General features: G+C 49.3%; 27 protein-coding genes. 26 read left to right on the plus strand and 1 reads right to left on the minus strand.

Translation table 11 applies throughout. From position 1 onward, the window contains the following. Nucleotides 1-17 precede the first annotated feature (17 nt). The 4 genes from LK436_RS04585 to LK436_RS04600 are packed head-to-tail and all read left to right on the plus strand — an operon-like array spanning nucleotide 18 to nucleotide 3,607. Nucleotides 18-1,355: a S8 family peptidase gene (locus LK436_RS04585; RefSeq protein ID WP_147594788.1), complete on the plus strand. Its 1,338-nt coding sequence runs from the start codon at nucleotides 18-20 to the stop codon at nucleotides 1,353-1,355. Then, the gene (locus LK436_RS04590; RefSeq protein WP_227910172.1) at nucleotides 1,288-2,331 is read left to right on the plus strand and encodes a CPBP family intramembrane glutamic endopeptidase; all 1,044 of its coding nucleotides are present in this window, start codon (nucleotides 1,288-1,290) and stop codon (nucleotides 2,329-2,331) included. The genes LK436_RS04585 and LK436_RS04590 overlap by 68 nt, the downstream gene beginning before the upstream one ends. Nucleotides 2,332-2,348: 17 nt before the next feature. Then, a complete protein-coding gene (locus LK436_RS04595; protein ID WP_147355626.1) occupies nucleotides 2,349-2,558 on the plus strand; it encodes a hypothetical protein in 210 nt (69 codons plus the stop codon). Continuing rightward, nucleotides 2,555-3,607, plus strand: coding sequence for an acyltransferase family protein (locus tag LK436_RS04600; RefSeq protein WP_044930706.1), 1,053 nt, complete (start codon nucleotides 2,555-2,557; stop codon nucleotides 3,605-3,607). Before LK436_RS04595 ends, LK436_RS04600 begins: the two co-directional genes overlap by 4 nt. Before the next feature lie 16 nt (nucleotides 3,608-3,623). Here the strand turns inward: LK436_RS04600 and LK436_RS04605 are convergent, their stop codons facing one another. Next, a complete protein-coding gene (locus LK436_RS04605) occupies nucleotides 3,624-4,490 on the minus strand; it encodes a class I SAM-dependent methyltransferase (RefSeq protein WP_008396336.1) in 867 nt (288 codons plus the stop codon). 449 nt (nucleotides 4,491-4,939) lie between these two features. On the opposite strand from LK436_RS04605, the gene LK436_RS04610 reads away from it, so the two are divergent. From LK436_RS04610 to rplO, 22 genes are all read left to right on the plus strand, one after another. Continuing rightward, nucleotides 4,940-6,304, plus strand: coding sequence for a cell wall-binding protein (locus tag LK436_RS04610; protein WP_008396334.1), 1,365 nt, complete (start codon nucleotides 4,940-4,942; stop codon nucleotides 6,302-6,304). 589 nt (nucleotides 6,305-6,893) lie between these two features. Next, nucleotides 6,894-7,211 (plus strand): 30S ribosomal protein S10, encoded by a 318-nt coding sequence (gene rpsJ / locus LK436_RS04615; protein WP_008396332.1) that lies wholly within the window; start codon nucleotides 6,894-6,896, stop codon nucleotides 7,209-7,211. A gap of 105 nt (nucleotides 7,212-7,316) precedes the next feature. Next, complete coding sequence (gene rplC / locus LK436_RS04620) at nucleotides 7,317-7,952, plus strand: 50S ribosomal protein L3 (protein WP_008396331.1); 636 nt, start codon at nucleotides 7,317-7,319, stop codon at nucleotides 7,950-7,952. Between the two features lie 27 nt (nucleotides 7,953-7,979). Then, a complete protein-coding gene (gene rplD, locus LK436_RS04625) occupies nucleotides 7,980-8,594 on the plus strand; it encodes a 50S ribosomal protein L4 (protein ID WP_008396330.1) in 615 nt (204 codons plus the stop codon). Next, the gene (gene rplW, locus LK436_RS04630) at nucleotides 8,594-8,893 is read left to right on the plus strand and encodes a 50S ribosomal protein L23 (protein WP_008396329.1); all 300 of its coding nucleotides are present in this window, start codon (nucleotides 8,594-8,596) and stop codon (nucleotides 8,891-8,893) included. Before rplD ends, rplW begins: the two co-directional genes overlap by 1 nt. A gap of 120 nt (nucleotides 8,894-9,013) precedes the next feature. After that, a complete protein-coding gene (gene rplB, locus LK436_RS04635; protein ID WP_015544470.1) occupies nucleotides 9,014-9,853 on the plus strand; it encodes a 50S ribosomal protein L2 in 840 nt (279 codons plus the stop codon). Nucleotides 9,854-9,875: 22 nt separating this feature from the next. After that, nucleotides 9,876-10,154: a 30S ribosomal protein S19 gene (rpsS, locus tag LK436_RS04640; protein WP_008396327.1), complete on the plus strand. Its 279-nt coding sequence runs from the start codon at nucleotides 9,876-9,878 to the stop codon at nucleotides 10,152-10,154. A gap of 28 nt (nucleotides 10,155-10,182) precedes the next feature. Further along, entirely contained in the window at nucleotides 10,183-10,569 is a 387-nt protein-coding gene (rplV, locus tag LK436_RS04645) for a 50S ribosomal protein L22 (RefSeq protein ID WP_008396326.1), read from the plus strand. 14 nt (nucleotides 10,570-10,583) lie between these two features. Further along, nucleotides 10,584-11,240 (plus strand): 30S ribosomal protein S3, encoded by a 657-nt coding sequence (rpsC, locus tag LK436_RS04650; protein ID WP_008396325.1) that lies wholly within the window; start codon nucleotides 10,584-10,586, stop codon nucleotides 11,238-11,240. Continuing rightward, complete coding sequence (gene rplP, locus LK436_RS04655) at nucleotides 11,240-11,677, plus strand: 50S ribosomal protein L16 (protein WP_008396324.1); 438 nt, start codon at nucleotides 11,240-11,242, stop codon at nucleotides 11,675-11,677. The genes rpsC and rplP overlap by 1 nt, the downstream gene beginning before the upstream one ends. After that, entirely contained in the window at nucleotides 11,667-11,873 is a 207-nt protein-coding gene (rpmC, locus tag LK436_RS04660) for a 50S ribosomal protein L29 (RefSeq protein ID WP_008396323.1), read from the plus strand. The genes rplP and rpmC overlap by 11 nt, the downstream gene beginning before the upstream one ends. Before the next feature lie 127 nt (nucleotides 11,874-12,000). After that, nucleotides 12,001-12,279, plus strand: coding sequence for a 30S ribosomal protein S17 (gene rpsQ / locus LK436_RS04665; RefSeq protein ID WP_008396322.1), 279 nt, complete (start codon nucleotides 12,001-12,003; stop codon nucleotides 12,277-12,279). Between the two features lie 23 nt (nucleotides 12,280-12,302). Continuing rightward, entirely contained in the window at nucleotides 12,303-12,671 is a 369-nt protein-coding gene (rplN, locus tag LK436_RS04670) for a 50S ribosomal protein L14 (RefSeq protein ID WP_008396321.1), read from the plus strand. A 13-nt stretch (nucleotides 12,672-12,684) separates the two neighbouring features. Next, entirely contained in the window at nucleotides 12,685-12,990 is a 306-nt protein-coding gene (gene rplX, locus LK436_RS04675) for a 50S ribosomal protein L24 (protein ID WP_008396320.1), read from the plus strand. Nucleotides 12,991-13,011: 21 nt separating this feature from the next. Continuing rightward, nucleotides 13,012-13,551, plus strand: a complete 540-nt coding sequence (rplE, locus tag LK436_RS04680) for a 50S ribosomal protein L5 (protein WP_008396319.1) — start codon at nucleotides 13,012-13,014, stop codon at nucleotides 13,549-13,551. Nucleotides 13,552-13,565: 14 nt separating this feature from the next. Next, a complete protein-coding gene (locus LK436_RS04685) occupies nucleotides 13,566-13,751 on the plus strand; it encodes a type Z 30S ribosomal protein S14 (protein WP_008396318.1) in 186 nt (61 codons plus the stop codon). 287 nt (nucleotides 13,752-14,038) lie between these two features. Next, on the plus strand, nucleotides 14,039-14,440 hold the full coding sequence (gene rpsH / locus LK436_RS04690; RefSeq protein ID WP_008396316.1) for a 30S ribosomal protein S8: 402 nt from the start codon (nucleotides 14,039-14,041) through the stop codon (nucleotides 14,438-14,440). Nucleotides 14,441-14,725: 285 nt separating this feature from the next. After that, nucleotides 14,726-15,268: a 50S ribosomal protein L6 gene (gene rplF / locus LK436_RS04695; RefSeq protein WP_015544466.1), complete on the plus strand. Its 543-nt coding sequence runs from the start codon at nucleotides 14,726-14,728 to the stop codon at nucleotides 15,266-15,268. A gap of 17 nt (nucleotides 15,269-15,285) precedes the next feature. After that, nucleotides 15,286-15,654, plus strand: coding sequence for a 50S ribosomal protein L18 (gene rplR / locus LK436_RS04700; RefSeq protein WP_008396314.1), 369 nt, complete (start codon nucleotides 15,286-15,288; stop codon nucleotides 15,652-15,654). A gap of 20 nt (nucleotides 15,655-15,674) precedes the next feature. Continuing rightward, nucleotides 15,675-16,184 carry a 30S ribosomal protein S5 gene (gene rpsE, locus LK436_RS04705; RefSeq protein ID WP_008396313.1) on the plus strand — a complete coding sequence of 170 codons (510 nt, stop codon included), beginning with the start codon at nucleotides 15,675-15,677 and terminating at the stop codon, nucleotides 16,182-16,184. 16 nt (nucleotides 16,185-16,200) lie between these two features. Further along, entirely contained in the window at nucleotides 16,201-16,383 is a 183-nt protein-coding gene (rpmD, locus tag LK436_RS04710) for a 50S ribosomal protein L30 (protein WP_008396312.1), read from the plus strand. A 22-nt stretch (nucleotides 16,384-16,405) separates the two neighbouring features. Then, a complete protein-coding gene (rplO, locus tag LK436_RS04715; RefSeq protein ID WP_008396311.1) occupies nucleotides 16,406-16,846 on the plus strand; it encodes a 50S ribosomal protein L15 in 441 nt (146 codons plus the stop codon). Nucleotide 16,847 lies beyond the last annotated feature (1 nt).

Below are 16,847 nucleotides of genomic sequence, written 5' to 3' on the forward strand. Positions count from 1 at the left end.
TGAGGAAAAGGAATAATATGAGAAAAGTAAACAGCAGGGAACAGAGACGGGAGCTTTTCAGGGCTCCGGCCGTGTCCGGGGCGCTTCTGTCTGCAGTGCTTCTGCCTGCAGCTGTACTGTCGGCTGCAGCCTTGCTGCAGGCGGGATGTTCAGCCCTTCCGGTACCGGTAAGGTCTTCTCTGCCAGAGGTACAGGAAAAGGAGAGGGCCGTGAGGGCGTTTGCCGCGGGCCCGGGAACACAGGCCTATCCAGGAGGAGACCCTTACAATGAGTATCAGTGGGGATTCCTGAACAATGGCCTGTTTCGTCTGACTGACAAAAACAGCGGGGAGGGAGCCGCGTTTCAGAATCTGACCTCCCGGACAGGCGGGCCTGCCTACGGGCCTGAGGTGGACAGCCGGGGAACTACCTTTGCCAAAGCAGGGATGGATATCAACCTGACTCCTGCCAGAGCTGCCTATGATGCCGTGGAGGGGAAAACCGAAACGGTTGTGGCTGTTATCGACACGGGAATTCAGACGGATCATGAGGAGCTGTCCGGCGGAATCTGGACAAATGCAGATGAGACCCCCGGAGACGGGACAGACAATGACGGAAACGGCTATGTGGACGATGTGAACGGATGGAACTTCTATGCCGGAAATAATCAGCTCTATTCAGGCAGGGAGGATAACCACGGAACTCACTCGGCCGGAACCATTGCTGCGGCTAAAAACGGGAGAGGGATCACCGGCATCTGCGATCCTGCCTATGTGAAGATTATGCCAATCAAAGTCCTGGGAACGGAAGAGGGGATTGGGACGCCGGAACATGTGGCTCAGGCCATACGCTACGCAGAGGCCAACGGGGCATCTATCTGCAATCTGAGCTTCGGCACAGCCAGATTTAATCAGGAGCTCTATGACACTATGAAAAATTCCGGCATGCTCTTCGTGGTTGCCGCCGGAAACGGCGACAGAAGCGGAAACGGTATCAATATTGATGAGTCTCCGGTGTACCCGGCGGCCTTTGACCTGGACAATGTGATCTCCGTGGCCAGCATGAGGCTGGACGGAAACCTGGATCCCAGCTCCAACTACGGCCCGGCAGGCGTTGACCTGGCAGCTCCGGGAAAGTATATTCTCAGCACGATCTCCGGAAACCAGTACGCCTACATGAGCGGAACCTCCATGGCAGCTCCCATGGTGACGGGAGTTGCTGCCATGATAAAATCTGCTTACCCGGATACAGATGCGGGAAGACTTCGCCAGCTCATCCTCTCCTCTGTAAAGGAGAACAGCGCTATGGATGGAAAGACGGCCACAGGCGGAATGCTGGATGCCGGGAAAGCCATGGAGCTGGCCGGAGGGGCATAGGGCTGAAACCCGGATGGAGCAGAAAGATAAAAGACGGGGAACGGAGAGATGGAGGGCTGAAATGACAGGCGCCGAGAGGAGACAGACAGAAAAGCCAGATGCAGGAAGCCATAAAACTGCAGAGATTGTCCTGAGCGCATTTCTGCCCCTGCTGTTCTACGGGCTTGCAGCGGAGACGGCACTGATTGTTCTGGAAGCTGTTTGGCGTATGTCAGGTATTTGGGCTTCTGCCGGGGAGGCGGGAGCGGCTGTGTTTCTGACTGAGGTTCTTCCCCAGGCTGCAAGCGGCATGGGGGCGGCTGTCATAATTTTCTGGTACTGGCCGAGGCCTGGAAATATCAGGATGGAGCAGGAGGGAGGCGGCCGGTTTGGAGGACCGCAGAGCAAGGGAAAATGGGTGAGAGCTGCCTGGAAGCTTCCCGCCGCAGGTGTCTGCTACTGTATTGGGATGAGCGGACTCATCTGCCTTTCCGCAGCTGCCCTGGTGCCGGCAGAGATTTCTGAATCTGCGCTGGCACAGACGGCTGTGAGCGCCGCGGAGCCGGCAGTTTCCCGGGCGGGCGGCGCGGCGGCTGCAGCTCTGACTTTCCTCTGTACTGGCTTTTTGATCCCGTTTGCCGAGGAGGTCCTGTTCCGGGGCCTGATGTATAAAAGGCTCAGAAGGAGGTTTGGCGTCTGGGCCTGCGCTCTGACAACGGCTGCTGTATTCGGGATCTATCACGGAAATGTACAGCAGGGGATTTATGCGGGGCTCATGGGACTTTTTCTCGCATTCCTTACAGAGCGCTTTCACACAGTGACAGCCGCTGCCTCTGTTCACATAGCGGCGAATCTGACAGCGCTGACCCTGGATGCGGCCGCCTTCGGCACGTGGATGGAGTCAGGACGCCTGAGCGCATGGGGGCTTACGCTCACTGCTCTGGCTGCGTGGACATATCTTATCTGCCGGCTGTATGCAGAAACGAAAGCACTGTGACCGAGTATAAGGATATAATGAGCGCAAGCGAGCGGCGAATGACGATCACAGGCTGTGCTTTTGATATATTGGAAGGCAGCGGGGAAGACCGGCAGAAACAAAGCGGAACAGGAAAAGGGAAAACAGAGGAGACAGAGAAGACAAAGGAGACAGAACAGGATGAAAGAGAACATCTGGTTCGGGAACAGGAAAACGATGGGACAGGCAGACAGGAGGGATGCCCTTGACAGAAAAGAAATTTTACAATAAGGTGTGCTTTGCGGCCTTTCTGTTCAGCCTTATGGTGGTGATGATTCACAGCTATAATGCAGATATGTTTCTGACGCTTCCGGCTGAGGGCGGGGCTGCAGAAGTGGTCTGGCAGTTCCAGCACATTCTGGCAGACGTTCTGGGGCCGGTGGCAGTGCCCGGCTTTTTCATGCTGTCTGCCTACCAGTTTTACAGGAAGTGTTCCTATAAAGATATAGGGCCCAAGATGGAGCGGAGGATACGGACGGTTCTGCTTCCCTACCTGCTCTGGAATTTCCTCTACTACCTGGGCTATGCGGCAGCCGGACGTATCCCGTATCTGGCCGGGATTTCAGACAAGACAGCGGTGGAGTTCAGCATTCCGGCTATGGCAGATGCGGTGCTTCATTTTACCTATAATCCGGTGTTCTGGTATATGTACCAGCTTATTTTCCTGATCGCTCTCTCGCCGCTTCTGTATCCCCTCTTGAAAAACAGGGTTTCCGGTATTGTTGTGATTGCGGCGGAGCTGTACTGCATCAAAAATCTGATCCAGATACCGATTGTCAATATGGACGCCCTCTTTTACTACAGCGCAGCCGCCTACGGAGCGCTCCATGCAGAAGATTTTCTGGAGGAACGGCGGCTGCAGGGCAGGAAGGGGACGGCTGTCAGAGCCGCCGCTGCAGTGCTCGGAACCGTGCTTGCAGTTTACTTTTACCAGGGCATCACAGTCAGGCATTCCGTGTTTGAGACAGTTCTCTACCGATTTACCGTGCCTGTTACCCTCTGGATGGCGGTGCCGGGAATGAGGCTGCCGGACGCCAGGGAGTGGATGAAGTACGGATTTTTTCTCTATACTATCCACTTTATACTGGCGAGGGGAATCAACAAGCTGGGAGCAGCTCTCCTTCCCCACTCCGCCCTCACGGCCCTGCTTCTCTACCTGGCGATTCCGGTTATCTGTGTGATTCTGGCCTGGAAGCTGGGAGAGTTCCTGAGAAAATATGCAGGGCCTCTGTGGAGGGTAATCAGTGGGGGAAGATGAGAAAACAGGCGGCAGCCTAGTTTTTGCTCTCCCACCTGCCGGAGGCTCCGCAGGGGAGAACCAGTCCGCTCTCTGTTACCGGGAGGCCGATTTCCTCAGAGCGCACCGTTCCGCCGAACTTCGGAACCAGCTCTGTGGAAAGCATGTAGGTGAGGACAGACGGAGCCAGCCCTGTTGTGTAGGAGTTAATCAGATAGAACAGAGGCTGATCCGACAGAAGTTTGGCGCAGAGCTGCACAAAGGGGTGGATGGAATCCTCAATTTTCCAGATCTCTCCCTTAGGTCCTCTTCCGTAGGACGGAGGATCCATGATAATTCCGTCGTAGTGATTGCCGCGCCTGATTTCCCTCTCCACAAATTTGACGCAGTCGTCAACGATCCAGCGGATGGGGGCATCGGCAAGATCGGAGGAACGGGCATTTTCCTTGGCCCAGGCTACCATTCCCTTGGAGGCATCCACGTGAGTGACATGGGCGCCTGCCTTGGCGGCCGCCAGGGTTGCGCCTCCGGTGTAGGCAAACAGGTTGAGAACCTTTACAGGTCTTCCGGCCTTTCGTATCTTCTCTCCAAACCAGTCCCAGTTCGTGGCCTGCTCCGGAAACAGGCCGGTATGCTTGAAGCTGAAGGGCTTCAGGTTGAAGGTCAGTTCTCTGTAGCGGATGGTCCACTGCTCGGGCAGATCGAAAAATTCCCACTCGCCTCCTCCCCTGGAGCTTCGGTGATAATGGCCGTTCATCCGCTTCCATCCCTTGTGCCTTTTCGGCGTATCCCAGATAACCTGGGGATCCGGCCTGACAAGCAGATACCTGCCCCAGCGCTCCAGCTTTTCACCTTTGGAGCAGTCTATTACTTCATAATCTTTCCAGCCGTCAGCTATCCACATATGTATTGTTCTCCTTAAAATTGAATTTTTTGTAACAGTTCAGCCATGCGAAGATTAGGACAGGAAAATGCGTTGAAAGCGTGCTTTCATAAGAGTTTTCCTGTCCTAATCTTCATAGGGCAGACGCCAGACGCTTCTTGTCCGCTTCAAGCGGGCAAGAAGATATATGGCTGAATTGTTACAATTTTTTTTATTTTCGGCTAAAACAGCAGACCCGGGGTTTAAAGAACCTTACGGCTGCCGTTTTTTTGGTTATGCATGATGCATATGAGTATTATATATTCCGCAGGAACGGGTGTCAAAGAGGTTTTGCGTTTTGTGGGGAAAGGATTCAGCCATACTGCAGAAAATTTCGTAATAGAATTGAAAGATTATTTCGCTTGAATATTTGTCCGGCTCTTGCTAGAATGGTAGATAGGAAAAAATGGGTATTTGCGGGAGGATTTTGAATGAAGAGAAAAGGAATCGCCGTATTGGGCCTTTCGGTCGCGCTGGCTCTGGCCGGAGCGACGGCCAGCCTCGCCGAAGGGTGGCAGCAGTCCGGCGGCAACTGGGTATATTACAATTCAAGCGGAAATAAAGTGACAAACGAGTGGAGAAAAGGGGCTGACGGCCTCTGGCGCTACCTCGACTATAATGGGAACATGGCCCTCAACACCTGGGTGGACGACGAGTACTATGTGGACTCCAACGGAATCATGGTGGCCGGAAAGTGGATACAGCTGGCTCCGAAGGATGACGGCTGGGATACAAATGCCGGACAGGTCTGGTACTACTTCGAGAGCGACGGAAAGGCTGTTTCCGACAACTGGCAGAAGATTTCCGGAAAGTGGTATTATTTCAACAGCGACGGCGAGATGCAGACCGGCTGGGCAGATGACGATCTCTATTATCTGGGAGACGACGGAACCATGCGTACAGGCTGGCAGTATCTGGAAGATCCCGATGCGGACGACGATGACGACGACAAGATGCGCCCCTATGAGGACGACGAGGATCACCACTGGTATTACTTCCAGAGCTCCGGCAAGCGCTACATGCCGGAAACAGGAGGAGACAATTACAAAAAATACAAGATAGACGGCGTCAACTATTACTTCGACGAGGAGGGCCGGATGCAGACCGGCTGGATCTGCGTGACCGGGGATGAGGACAACTTCCGCGACTACCGCTATCTCCAGGACAACGGAAAGCTGACTGTGGGCTGGTACTCCACCTATCCGCCGGAGGACTATGACGGGGATGTGGAGGACGAGGTACAGTGGTATTATTTCGAGAGCGACGGCGAGCCAAAGGTAGGCCCGGCTGTGGAGGAAGCCACTGTCCGGGATCTGGAAAAGATCGGCGGCGTGACCTACCTGTTTGACAATGACGGAAACCCTGTCTACGGCCTCAGAAACCTGAAGGACGGAAATGATTTTGAAACCTACTATTTCGGCGACAGGCAGACAAGCTCCGTGCAGAAGGGCCGCATGGATATCGAGGAGGGCGACGGCACAAAGTGCGAGTACTACTTTACCGAGAGCGGCAGCAAGGCCGGCCGCGGGTACACGGGAGTGAAGAATAATTACCTCTTTTATAAAGGAAAGCTTCAGGAGGCTGACAGCGGCACGAAGTACGAGGTAATCCGTGTGGACGGAAACAATTACCTTGTAAATACATCAGGCAAGATTGCCAAAGACACAACCGTCAAGGACTCCAGCGGCACACGGTTTGAGACGAACAAGTCGGGAATCGTCATTGAAGTAGATAAAGAGTCCAACAACGGCGACGAGTACGCGAGAGACCCCTACGAGCCGGTTCCGTGGGATTAAAGGGGCAAGAGAAAGAGAAGGAAGGACAGATTTTTGTTCCAGCGAAGTCACAAAAATCTGTCCTTCCTTCTCTTTTTGCCGGGGGGAGCGAAAACGAGAGGGGCCGGAAAGGAAGTTCCTCTTCACCTTTTCTCCTCTCTTTTCGGCGGGCCGGAGTACAGTGGGGAGCAGAAGAAGGAGGTTTTTCAGTGACTTCGCTGGAACTGAAAAACCTCCTTCTTCTGCCGTGTATCCCCGTCCCACCCTCCCCTCGTCAAAATGCCCAAAAACCTCTGAAAATCCACGGAAATTTCTTTGAAAAAAATGAGGAAAAACCCTGAAAAATCCCTTGCAATTCAAGGAAACTTATGATATGATACAGAGGCTGTGGCATGATAGCGATGAAGCGTGAGGTTGCTGCCTGAGAGATGGCAGGTTTTCCGTGGAGCGAATGTCAAGTTAGGAAACTGGCGACAAGTCACTGTACAACTTTAGAGAATACCTGATTATATGGAGGATTCAGTGTGGAGTTTTGTATGACACACACGGATATGTGTACAGTCACCGCTTGTCGTGCTTCAAATAGTACGAAAAGGAGGCGACTTTTTTTATGGCAAGTCAAGTAATGAGAATCACATTGAAAGCTTATGATCATCAGCTGGTTGACCAGTCTGCTGCAAAAATCATCGAGACTGTAAAGAAGAACGGATCTAAGGTGAGCGGACCGGTACCGTTACCAACAAAGAAAGAGGTTGTTACAATCTTAAGAGCTGTTCATAAGTACAAAGATTCCAGAGAGCAGTTTGAGCAGAGAACTCACAAGAGACTCATCGACATCATCACACCAAGCCAGAAGACAGTGGATGCTTTATCCAGACTGGAAATGCCGGCAGGTGTTTACATCAACATCAAGATGAAGAACAAATAAGATTTGTCAGTTATCCTGAAGGGTTTAGATAGATTTCTGGACTGTTCTAGGATGAACGCGGAAACATCCCGCGTTCCGCTGTAGAAAAAGACAGGAGGTCAAAAAATGAAGAAGGCGATTTTAGCTACAAAAGTTGGAATGACTCAGATTTTCAACGAAGACGGAGTTTTAACTCCAGTAACAGTTCTTCAGGCTGGACCATGTGTGGTTACACAGGTTAAGACAGCAGAGAACGACGGCTACGAGGCAGTACAGGTTGGTTTTGTTGACAAGAGAGAGAAGTTAGTCAGCAAGCCGGTAAAGGGACACTTCGACAAGGCAGGCGTCTCCTACAAGAGATATGTCAGAGAGTTCCGTTTTGAGAATGCTTCCGAGTATTCCGTAAAGGATGAGATTAAGGCAGACATCTTCGCTGCAGGCGACAAGATTGATGCTACTGCTATTTCCAAAGGTAAGGGATTCCAGGGCGCCATCAAGAGACATGGCCAGCACAGAGGACCTATGGCTCACGGTTCCAAGTTCCATCGTCATCAGGGTTCCAACGGTTCCGCTACAACACCAGGACGCGTATTCAAGGGCAAAGGCATGCCAGGTCAGATGGGCCACGTAAAAGTGACAATCCAGAATCTGGAGATTGTAAAGGTTGACGCAGAGAACAACCTGCTCCTTGTTAAGGGCGCAGTGCCAGGACCAAAGAAATCCTTAGTAACAATCAAAGAGACTGTTAAAGTCAGCAAGTAGGCTTTATAGGAAAGGAGGAACATACAGATGGCAAACGTATCTGTTTACAATATTGAAGGCAACGAAGTTGGCACATTAGAGTTAAACGATGCTGTATTCGGCGTAGAAGTGAACGAGCACTTAGTTCACCTTGCTGTAGTAGCTCAGTTAGCCAACAAGCGTCAGGGAACACAGAAAGCTAAAACACGTTCCGAAGTTTCCGGCGGAGGAAGAAAACCGTGGAGACAGAAAGGAACAGGTCACGCAAGACAGGGTTCAACAAGAGCTCCGCAGTGGACAGGCGGCGGCGTAGTATTCGCTCCGACACCACGTGACTACACAATCCGCTTAAACAAGAAGGAGAAGAGACTGGCTCTCAAGTCCGCTCTTACAAGCAGAGTAAACGAGAACAAGTTCATCGTTGTTGACGAGTTAAGCTTCGCAGAGATCAAGACAAAGAAATTTGCTGAGGTTCTGAAGAACTTAAAGGTTGAGAAGGCCCTGGTAGTAGGCGCTGACGCAAACGCTGCATTATCTGCAAGAAATATTCCGGCAGTTAAGACAGCTTCCGTAAACACAATCAACGTATATGACATTCTGAAATATAACACTGTAGTGGCAACTAAGGCTGCTGTAGCTTCTATCGAGGAGGTGTACGCATAATGGCAAATATTCAGTTCTATGATGTAATCCTCAAACCAGTTGTAACTGAGAAGAGCATGAACGCTATGAGCGACAAGAAATATACTTTCTTAGTTCATCCGGAAGCAAACAAGACCATGATCAAAGAGGCTGTTGAGAGAATGTTCCCAGGAACAAAGGTAGCAGCTGTAAGCACCATGAACCTCGACGGAAAGACAAAGAGAAGAGGTCTGGTATTCGGAAAGACTGCAAAGACAAAGAAGGCAATCGTTAAGCTGACAGAGGACAGCAAGGAGATTGAGATCTTCGCAGGATTATAATTAAGGGAAGCGGCGAACCTTATGTCGCTTTTTATTGAGAACACACCAGGAGGCGTTGTAAGTCCTCCGGCAAACCAACCGGATGAACACTATATCCGGCATCAGAAAGGAGTTTAAGTCATGGGAATCAAAACATACAGCCCATATACACCTTCCAGAAGACATATGACTGGCTCTGATTTCTCCGAGATCACAAAGACAACACCAGAGAAATCCTTAGTAGTATCCTTAAAGAAGAACGCTGGTCGTAACAATCAGGGTAAAATCACTGTGAGACACCGCGGAGGCGGCTCCAGAAGAAAATACAGAATCATCGATTTCAAGAGAAATTCCAAGGATGGTATCCCGGCAACCGTTATCGGTGTTGAGTACGATCCGAACAGAACAGCAAATATCGCTTTAATCTGCTACGCAGACGGCGAGAAGGCATATATCCTGGCACCACAGGGACTGACAGACGGAATGAAGGTTATGTCCGGCCCGGAGGCTGAGGCAAAGGTAGGAAACTGCTTACCGCTTTCCGAGATTCCGGTTGGTGCTCAGATTCACAACATCGAGCTCTACCCAGGAAAGGGCGGACAGCTGGTTCGTTCCGCTGGCAACTCCGCTCAGTTAATGGCGAAAGAGGGCAAATATGCCACATTAAGATTACCTTCCGGCGAGATGAGAATGGTTCCGATTATCTGCCGCGCTACTATCGGCGTTGTAGGAAACGGAGATCACAACCTGGTTAACATTGGTAAGGCTGGTAGAAAGCGTCACATGGGTATCAGACCTACAGTCCGCGGTTCCGTTATGAACCCGAATGACCATCCACACGGTGGTGGTGAGGGTAAGACTGGTATCGGTCGTCCAGGTCCATGCACACCTTGGGGCAAGCCAGCTCTTGGTCTTAAGACAAGAAAGAAAAACAAACAGTCCAACAAGTTAATCGTAAGAAGACGAAACGCTAACAAGTAATCGTTCGATAGGAGGTAATTAAATGGCTCGTTCACTTAAAAAAGGACCATTTGCAGACGCGCATCTTTTAAAGAAAGTCGATGCTATGAACGCAGCAGGCCAGAAGCAGGTTATCAAGACCTGGTCCCGCCGTTCCACTATCTTCCCACAGATGGTAGGACACACAATCGCAGTTCATGACGGAAGAAAGCATGTTCCGGTATACGTAACAGAGGATATGGTAGGACACAAGCTTGGTGAGTTCGTTGCCACAAGAACTTACAGAGGCCACGGAAAAGACGAGAAGAAAGCCCGCAGATAGACTTACGCTTTGAAAGGAGGTTTCACAAATGGCTAAAGGACATAGATCCCAGATTAAGAGAGAAAGAAATGCTAACAAGGATACAAGACCATCCGCAAAGTTATCTTACGCTAGAGTATCCGTTCAGAAAGCATGCTTCGTATTAGATGCCATCAGAGGCAAGGACGTGCAGACAGCACTTGGTATTGTAACTTACAATCCCAGATATGCTTCTACTTTAATAAAGAAACTGTTAGAGTCAGCAATCGCAAACGCTGAGAACAACAACCAGATGAATGTTGAGAACCTGTATGTAGCAGAGTGCTACGCAAACAAGGGACCGACAATGAAGAGAGTTAAACCGAGAGCACAGGGAAGAGCTTACAGAATCGAGAAGAGAATGAGCCACATCACTGTAGTGCTTGACGAGAGATAATTAAGGAGGCAAATATGGGACAGAAAGTTAATCCACACGGCTTAAGAGTCGGTGTTATTAAAGACTGGGACTCAAGATGGTATGCTGAAGCTGATTTTGCTGACAATCTGGTTGAGGATCACAAGATCAGAACATACCTTAAGAAGAAATTATACAGCGCCGGTGTTTCCAAGATTGAGATCGAGCGCGCATCTGATAGAGTAAAGGTAATCATCTACACAGCTAAGCCAGGCGTGGTTATCGGCCGCGGCGGTTCCGAGATCGAGAAGGTTAAGGCTGAGGTTCAGAAGCTTACCGACAAGAAGTTATTTATCGACATCAAAGAGGTTAAGAGACCAGACAGAGATGCTCAGCTGGTTGCAGAGAACATTGCACAGCAGCTTGAGAACCGTGTTTCCTTCCGCCGTGCCATGAAGTCCGCTATGGGCAGATCCATGAAGGCAGGAGTTAAGGGTATCAAGGCAGCCGTTGCAGGACGTCTTGGCGGTGCTGATATGGCCCGTACAGAGTTCTACAGCGAGGGTACAATCCCGCTTCAGACATTAAGAGCAGATATTGACTATGGTTTCGCTGAGGCAGATACAACCTACGGAAAGCTTGGCGTTAAGGTTTGGATCTACAAAGGCGAGGTTCTTCCTGTGAAAGGAAATAAGGAAGGGAGCGATAAATAATGTTAATGCCTAAGAGAGTTAAGCGTCGTAAACAGTTCCGTGGCTCCATGAGAGGAAAAGCTACAAGAGGAAACGTAATTTGCTACGGTGAGTTCGGTTTAGTCGCTACAGAACCATGTTGGATTAGAAGCAACCAGATTGAAGCAGCCCGTATCGCCATGACACGTTACATCAAGCGTGGTGGTAAGGTTTGGATTAAGATTTTCCCAGATAAGCCAGTAACTGCGAAGCCGGCAGAGACTCGAATGGGTTCCGGTAAAGGCGCTCTTGAATACTGGGTAGCAGTAGTAAAACCAGGCCGCGTATTATTTGAGATCGCGGGAGTACCAGAGGAAACAGCGAGAGAAGCATTACGTCTTGCAATGCACAAACTTCCATGCAAGTGCAAAATTGCTTCTAAGGCAGATTTAGAAGGCGGTGATAACAGTGAAAATTAATAAGTTTGTAGAAGATTTAAAGGCAAAATCAGCTGCAGAATTAAATGAAGAATTAGTAGCTGCTAAGAAGGAACTTTTCAACTTAAGATTCCAGAATGCAACCAACCAGTTAGACAATACAAGCAGAATTAAGGAAGTTCGCAGGAACATCGCCAGGATTCAGACTGTTATTACAGAGAAATCCAAGTTAGCTTAATCTGCACAGCTTATAGATAGCCTTCATGGCTGATGACAGGGCGGGGCAGGAAAACCTGCGCGATGCCCGATGAGATAACGGAGTCCTCTGAAGAAGAGGGAACAGATGCAATCCTCTGTACGAGGAAATGATCGAAAGGAGAAGCTCTACCGTGGAAAGAAATTTAAGAAAAACACGTACTGGCAAGGTAGTAAGCAACAAGATGGACAAGACAATTGTAGTTGCTATCGAAGACCACGTAAAACATCCTTTATACGGCAAGATCGTTAAGAGAACTTATAAATTAAAAGCACATGATGAGGAGAATCAGTGCGGAATCGGTGATACTGTAAAAGTTATGGAGACAAGACCTTTATCCAAGGACAAGAGATGGAGACTTGTTGAGATTATCGAGAAAGCAAGGTAGTTAATCAGAAAGGAGTATTCGGCATGATTCAGCAGGAAACCAGATTAAAGGTTGCTGATAATACAGGTGCGAAGGAGCTTCTTTGCATCCGTGTTATGGGCGGATCTACAAGAAGATATGCTAATATCGGTGACATTATCGTCGCTTCCGTTAAAGATGCAACACCAGGCGGTGTTGTAAAAAAAGGCGACGTGGTAAAGGCCGTTGTCGTACGTTCCGTTAAGGGCGCTCGCCGCAGTAACGGTTCCTACATTAAGTTTGATGAGAACGCAGCAGTAATTATCAAAGATGACAAGAACCCAAGAGGAACTCGTATTTTTGGGCCGGTAGCAAGAGAGCTTCGTGAGAAGCAGTTCATGAAGATCGTTTCTCTGGCTCCGGAAGTACTGTAAGGAGGTGCCGACTGTGCATAAAATCAAAAAAGGTGATCTGGTAAAGATTATCACAGGTAAAGATAAAGACAAGACCGGCAAAATTCTCGCCGTAAATACAAAGAAGAATACCGTAACTGTTGAGGGATGCAACATGGTTACAAAGCACACAAAGCCAAGCGCTCAGAACCAGCAGGGCGGCATCGTTCATCAGGAAGGTCCGGTTGACATTTCCAACGTTATGCTTGTTGTTGACGGCAAGGCTACAAGAGTTGGCTTTGAGGTAAGAGACGGCAAGAAAGTCCGCGTTGCAAAGGCTACCGGCAAGGTAATCGACTAATTACGGAGAGGAGGAACAAAAGTGGCTAGATTAAAAGAGATTTATCAGAGCGAAATCGTAGACGCTATGATGAAGAAATTCGGATACAAGAATATCATGGAAGTGCCGAAGTTAGACAAGATTGTTGTCAACATGGGTGTTGGCGAGGCTAAGGAAAACGCTAAGGTTCTGGACTCCGCAGTAAGAGATATGGAAATCATCACAGGACAGAAGGCAGTTTTAACAAAGGCTAAGAAGTCTGTGGCTAACTTCAAGATCAGAGAGGGTATGGCTATCGGATGCAAGGTTACTCTTCGCGGAGAGAAGATGTATGAGTTTGCTGACCGTTTAATCAACCTGGCTCTGCCGCGAGTACGTGACTTCCGCGGTGTAAATCCTAACGCATTTGATGGAAGAGGAAACTATGCGCTCGGAATCAAGGAGCAGCTGATTTTCCCGGAGATCGAGTATGATAAGGTTGATAAGGTAAGAGGTATGGACATCATCTTCGTTACAACCGCTAAGACAGACGAGGAAGCTCGTGAACTGTTAACCTTATTCAACATGCCGTTTGCGAAATAATTAGGAGGATTATCATGGCTAAGACTTCAATGAAGATTAAACAGCAGCGTCCGGCAAAATTCTCCACAAGAGAGTACAACCGCTGCAGAATTTGTGGCCGTCCACACGCATATTTAAGAAAATACGGCATCTGCCGTATCTGCTTCCGCGAGTTAGCTTACAAGGGCGAAATCCCGGGAGTAAAGAAGGCAAGCTGGTAGGCCGAAAGCAACTTAGCGAATCCGAGCCGCAGGCGAAGGATGAGCTTAGTGCGAGGCCGTCCGCGAATCTTAGCGAGGCCGAGCCGCAGGCGAGAGCAGAGCTCAGCTGAGCGGACTGTAGTGGCAGAGAGAACGTGGTGAAACGCATCTTTGCCGCGAAAGCAAATAAAACAGGGAGAAAGCCCCGTGGGTACGGGAAGCTCTCCCGGGTTCAGCGCCCGAATCTGAACAGTCCGGAAGAACAGGCTGAACCTCATATGAAGAGAAAATAAGGAGGCAAACTCAAAATGACAATGAGCGATCCGATTGCAGATATGCTTACCAGAATCCGTAATGCAAACACTGCTAAGCACGATACAGTAGATGTTCCGTCTTCCAAGATGAAGTTAGCTATCGCTGACATCCTTGTAAGAGAGGGATATATTAAGAAATATGACATCGTTGAGGACAACGGTTTCAACACCATCCGCATCGAGTTAAAATACGGAAAGGACAAAAACGAGAAGATCATTTCCGGTATCAAGAGAATCTCCAAGCCAGGTCTCCGTGTTTACGCTAACACAGAGGATATGCCGAAGGTACTCGGCGGCCTTGGAATCGCCATCGTTTCCACAAACCAGGGCGTTATCACAGACAAAGAGGCAAGACGCTTAGGAGTAGGCGGCGAGGTCCTCGCATTTGTTTGGTAGGCCGAAAGCAACTTAATGAGCCCGAGCCGTCAGGCGACAGGCGAATTTAGTGCGAGGCCGTTCGCGAATCTTAGCGATGCAGAGCCAAAGGCGACAGCAGAGCTTAGCTGAGCGAACTGTGGTGGCCGAAAATACGTCCCGAGACGCATTTCTTTGCCCCACCAAAAACCCGCGATAGAAAATCCCACAGGCCTCCGGCCTGACGGGAATTTCCATAGATAGAAAACTGAAAACAGAGAAGCCCCATGCGGCTTCTCCGAAAATCTAAGTAGGAGGTAGACAGGCATGTCACGTATCGGAAGAATGCCAGTTGCGATTCCGGCAGGTGTAACTGTTACAATCGCAGAGAACAATGTAGTGACTGTAAAAGGTCCAAAGGGAACACTTGAGAGAGCGTTACCAGTAGAAATGTCCATCAAGGAAGAGGACGGACAGATCGTCGTTACAAGACCGAACGACTTAAAGAAGATGAAATCTTTACACGGCCTTACAAGAACCTTAATCAACAACATGATCCACGGCGTAACAGAGGGATATGAGAAGGTTCTCGAGATCAACGGTGTTGGTTACAGGGCAGCTAAGCAGGGCAAGAAGCTCACATTAAGCCTTGGATACTCTCATCCGGTAGAGATGGAGGATCCGGAGGGAATTGAGACAGTTCTCGACGGACAGAACAAGATCATCGTTAAGGGTATCAGCAAAGAGAAGGTTGGCCAGTACGCAGCCGAGATCAGAGACAAGAGAAGACCTGAGCCGTACAAGGGCAAGGGAATCAAGTACGCTGACGAGGTAATCAGACGCAAAGTTGGTAAGACAGGTAAGAAATAATTAAGGAGAGTGTGAAGATGGTTAGCAAACAGTCAAGAAGCGAAATTCGCGAGAAAAAGCACGCTAGATTACGCAATCGTTTCTCCGGTACAGCCGAGAGACCGCGTTTAGCAGTGTTCAGAAGCAATAATCATATGTATGCTCAGATCATTGATGATACAGTTGGCAATACTTTAGTTGCTGCTTCCACAGCAGAGAAGGCAGTTAAGGCCGAGCTTGCTAAGACAAACAACGTAGAGGCTGCCGCTTATGTTGGTACTGTAATCGCAAAGAGAGCATTAGAGAAGGGTATCAAAACAGTTGTCTTTGACAGAGGCGGATTTATTTATCAGGGTAAAGTTCAGGCATTAGCAGACGCAGCTCGTGAGGCTGGTCTGGAATTCTAGTAGGAAGGAGAACAATACAGATGAAACGTACAATCATTGATCCTACCCAGTTCGAGTTAGAAGATAAGGTAGTGGCAATCAAACGCGTATCCAAGACTGTCAAGGGCGGACGTACAATGAGATTCTCCGCATTAGTAGTAGTTGGTGACAAGAACGGCCACGTAGGTGCCGGCCTTGGAAAGGCCGCTGAGGTTCCGGAAGCTATCCGCAAGGGTAAGGAGGCCGCAGCAAAGAACCTTGTAGCAGTTCCGTTTGATGAGAATAACAGCATTCCGCACGATTTCCTTGGAAAATTCGGAAGCGCTAACGTGCTTTTAAAGAAGGCTCCTGAAGGTACTGGTATCATCGCCGGAGGTCCGGCACGTTCCGTACTGGAGCTTGCAGGATATAAAAATATCCGTACAAAATCCTTAGGTTCCAACAACAAGACAAATGTTGTTTTAGCTACTTTAACAGGATTATGCGCATTAAAGACTCCGGAAGAGGTTGCAAAGCTCCGCGGTAAATCTGTAGAAGAGATTCTGAACTAATAGGAGGAGATTAGAAATGGCACAGACATTAAAGATCACATTAGTAAAATCCCCTATCGGTGCTGTTCCGAAGCAGAGAGCAACTGTTGAAGCATTAGGCTTAAACAAACTTCACAAGACAGTTGAGATGCCGGACAACGGCGCTGTTAGAGGCATGATTCAGAGTGTTAGACACTTAGTAAAAGTTGAAGAGAACTAAGATTTTGTAAGGAGGTGCAGTCATGGAATTATCCAACTTAAAGCCAGCTGTAGGTTCTAAGCACAGCGACAGCTTCAGAAGAGGCCGTGGCCATGGCTCAGGAAACGGAAAGACTGCTGGTAAAGGACATAAAGGACAGAAGGCACGTTCCGGAGCTACAAGACCGGGATTTGAAGGCGGTCAGATGCCTTTATACAGACGTCTTCCTAAGAGAGGCTTCACAAACAGAAACGGTAAGGACATTATCGGCATCAATGTAAGCGCTCTTGAGAGATTTGAGAATGACACAGTAGTGACAGTAGAGACATTAATCGAAGCAGGTATCGTTAAGAATCCGCGCGACGGCGTTAAGATTCTCGGAAACGGCGAGCTCACAAAGAAGCTCACTGTAAAAGTAGATGCAGTAAGTGAAGGAGCAAAGGCCAAGATCGAGGCTGTTGGCGGAACCTGCGAGGTGATCTAGT

The sequence above is a fragment of the Clostridium sp. M62/1 genome, assembly GCF_020736365.1.
Lineage (GTDB): Bacteria > Bacillota > Clostridia > Lachnospirales > Lachnospiraceae > Otoolea > Otoolea saccharolyticum_A.

Excerpts from the sequence above, each read along its gene's own strand:
- LK436_RS04585 (WP_147594788.1), top strand. The coding sequence starts at position 18 with ATGAGAAAAGTAAACAGCAGGGAACAGAGACGGGAGCTTTTCAGGGCT.
- LK436_RS04590 (WP_227910172.1), top strand. The coding sequence starts at position 1,288 with ATGGAAAGACGGCCACAGGCGGAATGCTGGATGCCGGGAAAGCCATGG.
- LK436_RS04595 (WP_147355626.1), top strand. The coding sequence starts at position 2,349 with ATGAGCGCAAGCGAGCGGCGAATGACGATCACAGGCTGTGCTTTTGAT.
- LK436_RS04605 (WP_008396336.1), bottom strand. The coding sequence starts at position 4,490 with ATGTGGATAGCTGACGGCTGGAAAGATTATGAAGTAATAGACTGCTCC.
- LK436_RS04610 (WP_008396334.1), top strand. The coding sequence starts at position 4,940 with ATGAAGAGAAAAGGAATCGCCGTATTGGGCCTTTCGGTCGCGCTGGCT.
- rpsJ (WP_008396332.1), top strand. The coding sequence starts at position 6,894 with ATGGCAAGTCAAGTAATGAGAATCACATTGAAAGCTTATGATCATCAG.
- rplC (WP_008396331.1), top strand. The coding sequence starts at position 7,317 with ATGAAGAAGGCGATTTTAGCTACAAAAGTTGGAATGACTCAGATTTTC.
- rplD (WP_008396330.1), top strand. The coding sequence starts at position 7,980 with ATGGCAAACGTATCTGTTTACAATATTGAAGGCAACGAAGTTGGCACA.
- rplW (WP_008396329.1), top strand. The coding sequence starts at position 8,594 with ATGGCAAATATTCAGTTCTATGATGTAATCCTCAAACCAGTTGTAACT.
- rplB (WP_015544470.1), top strand. The coding sequence starts at position 9,014 with ATGGGAATCAAAACATACAGCCCATATACACCTTCCAGAAGACATATG.
- rpsS (WP_008396327.1), top strand. The coding sequence starts at position 9,876 with ATGGCTCGTTCACTTAAAAAAGGACCATTTGCAGACGCGCATCTTTTA.
- rplV (WP_008396326.1), top strand. The coding sequence starts at position 10,183 with ATGGCTAAAGGACATAGATCCCAGATTAAGAGAGAAAGAAATGCTAAC.
- rpsC (WP_008396325.1), top strand. The coding sequence starts at position 10,584 with ATGGGACAGAAAGTTAATCCACACGGCTTAAGAGTCGGTGTTATTAAA.
- rplP (WP_008396324.1), top strand. The coding sequence starts at position 11,240 with ATGTTAATGCCTAAGAGAGTTAAGCGTCGTAAACAGTTCCGTGGCTCC.
- rpsQ (WP_008396322.1), top strand. The coding sequence starts at position 12,001 with ATGATCGAAAGGAGAAGCTCTACCGTGGAAAGAAATTTAAGAAAAACA.
- rplN (WP_008396321.1), top strand. The coding sequence starts at position 12,303 with ATGATTCAGCAGGAAACCAGATTAAAGGTTGCTGATAATACAGGTGCG.
- LK436_RS04685 (WP_008396318.1), top strand. The coding sequence starts at position 13,566 with ATGGCTAAGACTTCAATGAAGATTAAACAGCAGCGTCCGGCAAAATTC.
- rpsH (WP_008396316.1), top strand. The coding sequence starts at position 14,039 with ATGACAATGAGCGATCCGATTGCAGATATGCTTACCAGAATCCGTAAT.
- rplF (WP_015544466.1), top strand. The coding sequence starts at position 14,726 with ATGTCACGTATCGGAAGAATGCCAGTTGCGATTCCGGCAGGTGTAACT.
- rplR (WP_008396314.1), top strand. The coding sequence starts at position 15,286 with ATGGTTAGCAAACAGTCAAGAAGCGAAATTCGCGAGAAAAAGCACGCT.
- rpsE (WP_008396313.1), top strand. The coding sequence starts at position 15,675 with ATGAAACGTACAATCATTGATCCTACCCAGTTCGAGTTAGAAGATAAG.
- rpmD (WP_008396312.1), top strand. The coding sequence starts at position 16,201 with ATGGCACAGACATTAAAGATCACATTAGTAAAATCCCCTATCGGTGCT.
- rplO (WP_008396311.1), top strand. The coding sequence starts at position 16,406 with ATGGAATTATCCAACTTAAAGCCAGCTGTAGGTTCTAAGCACAGCGAC.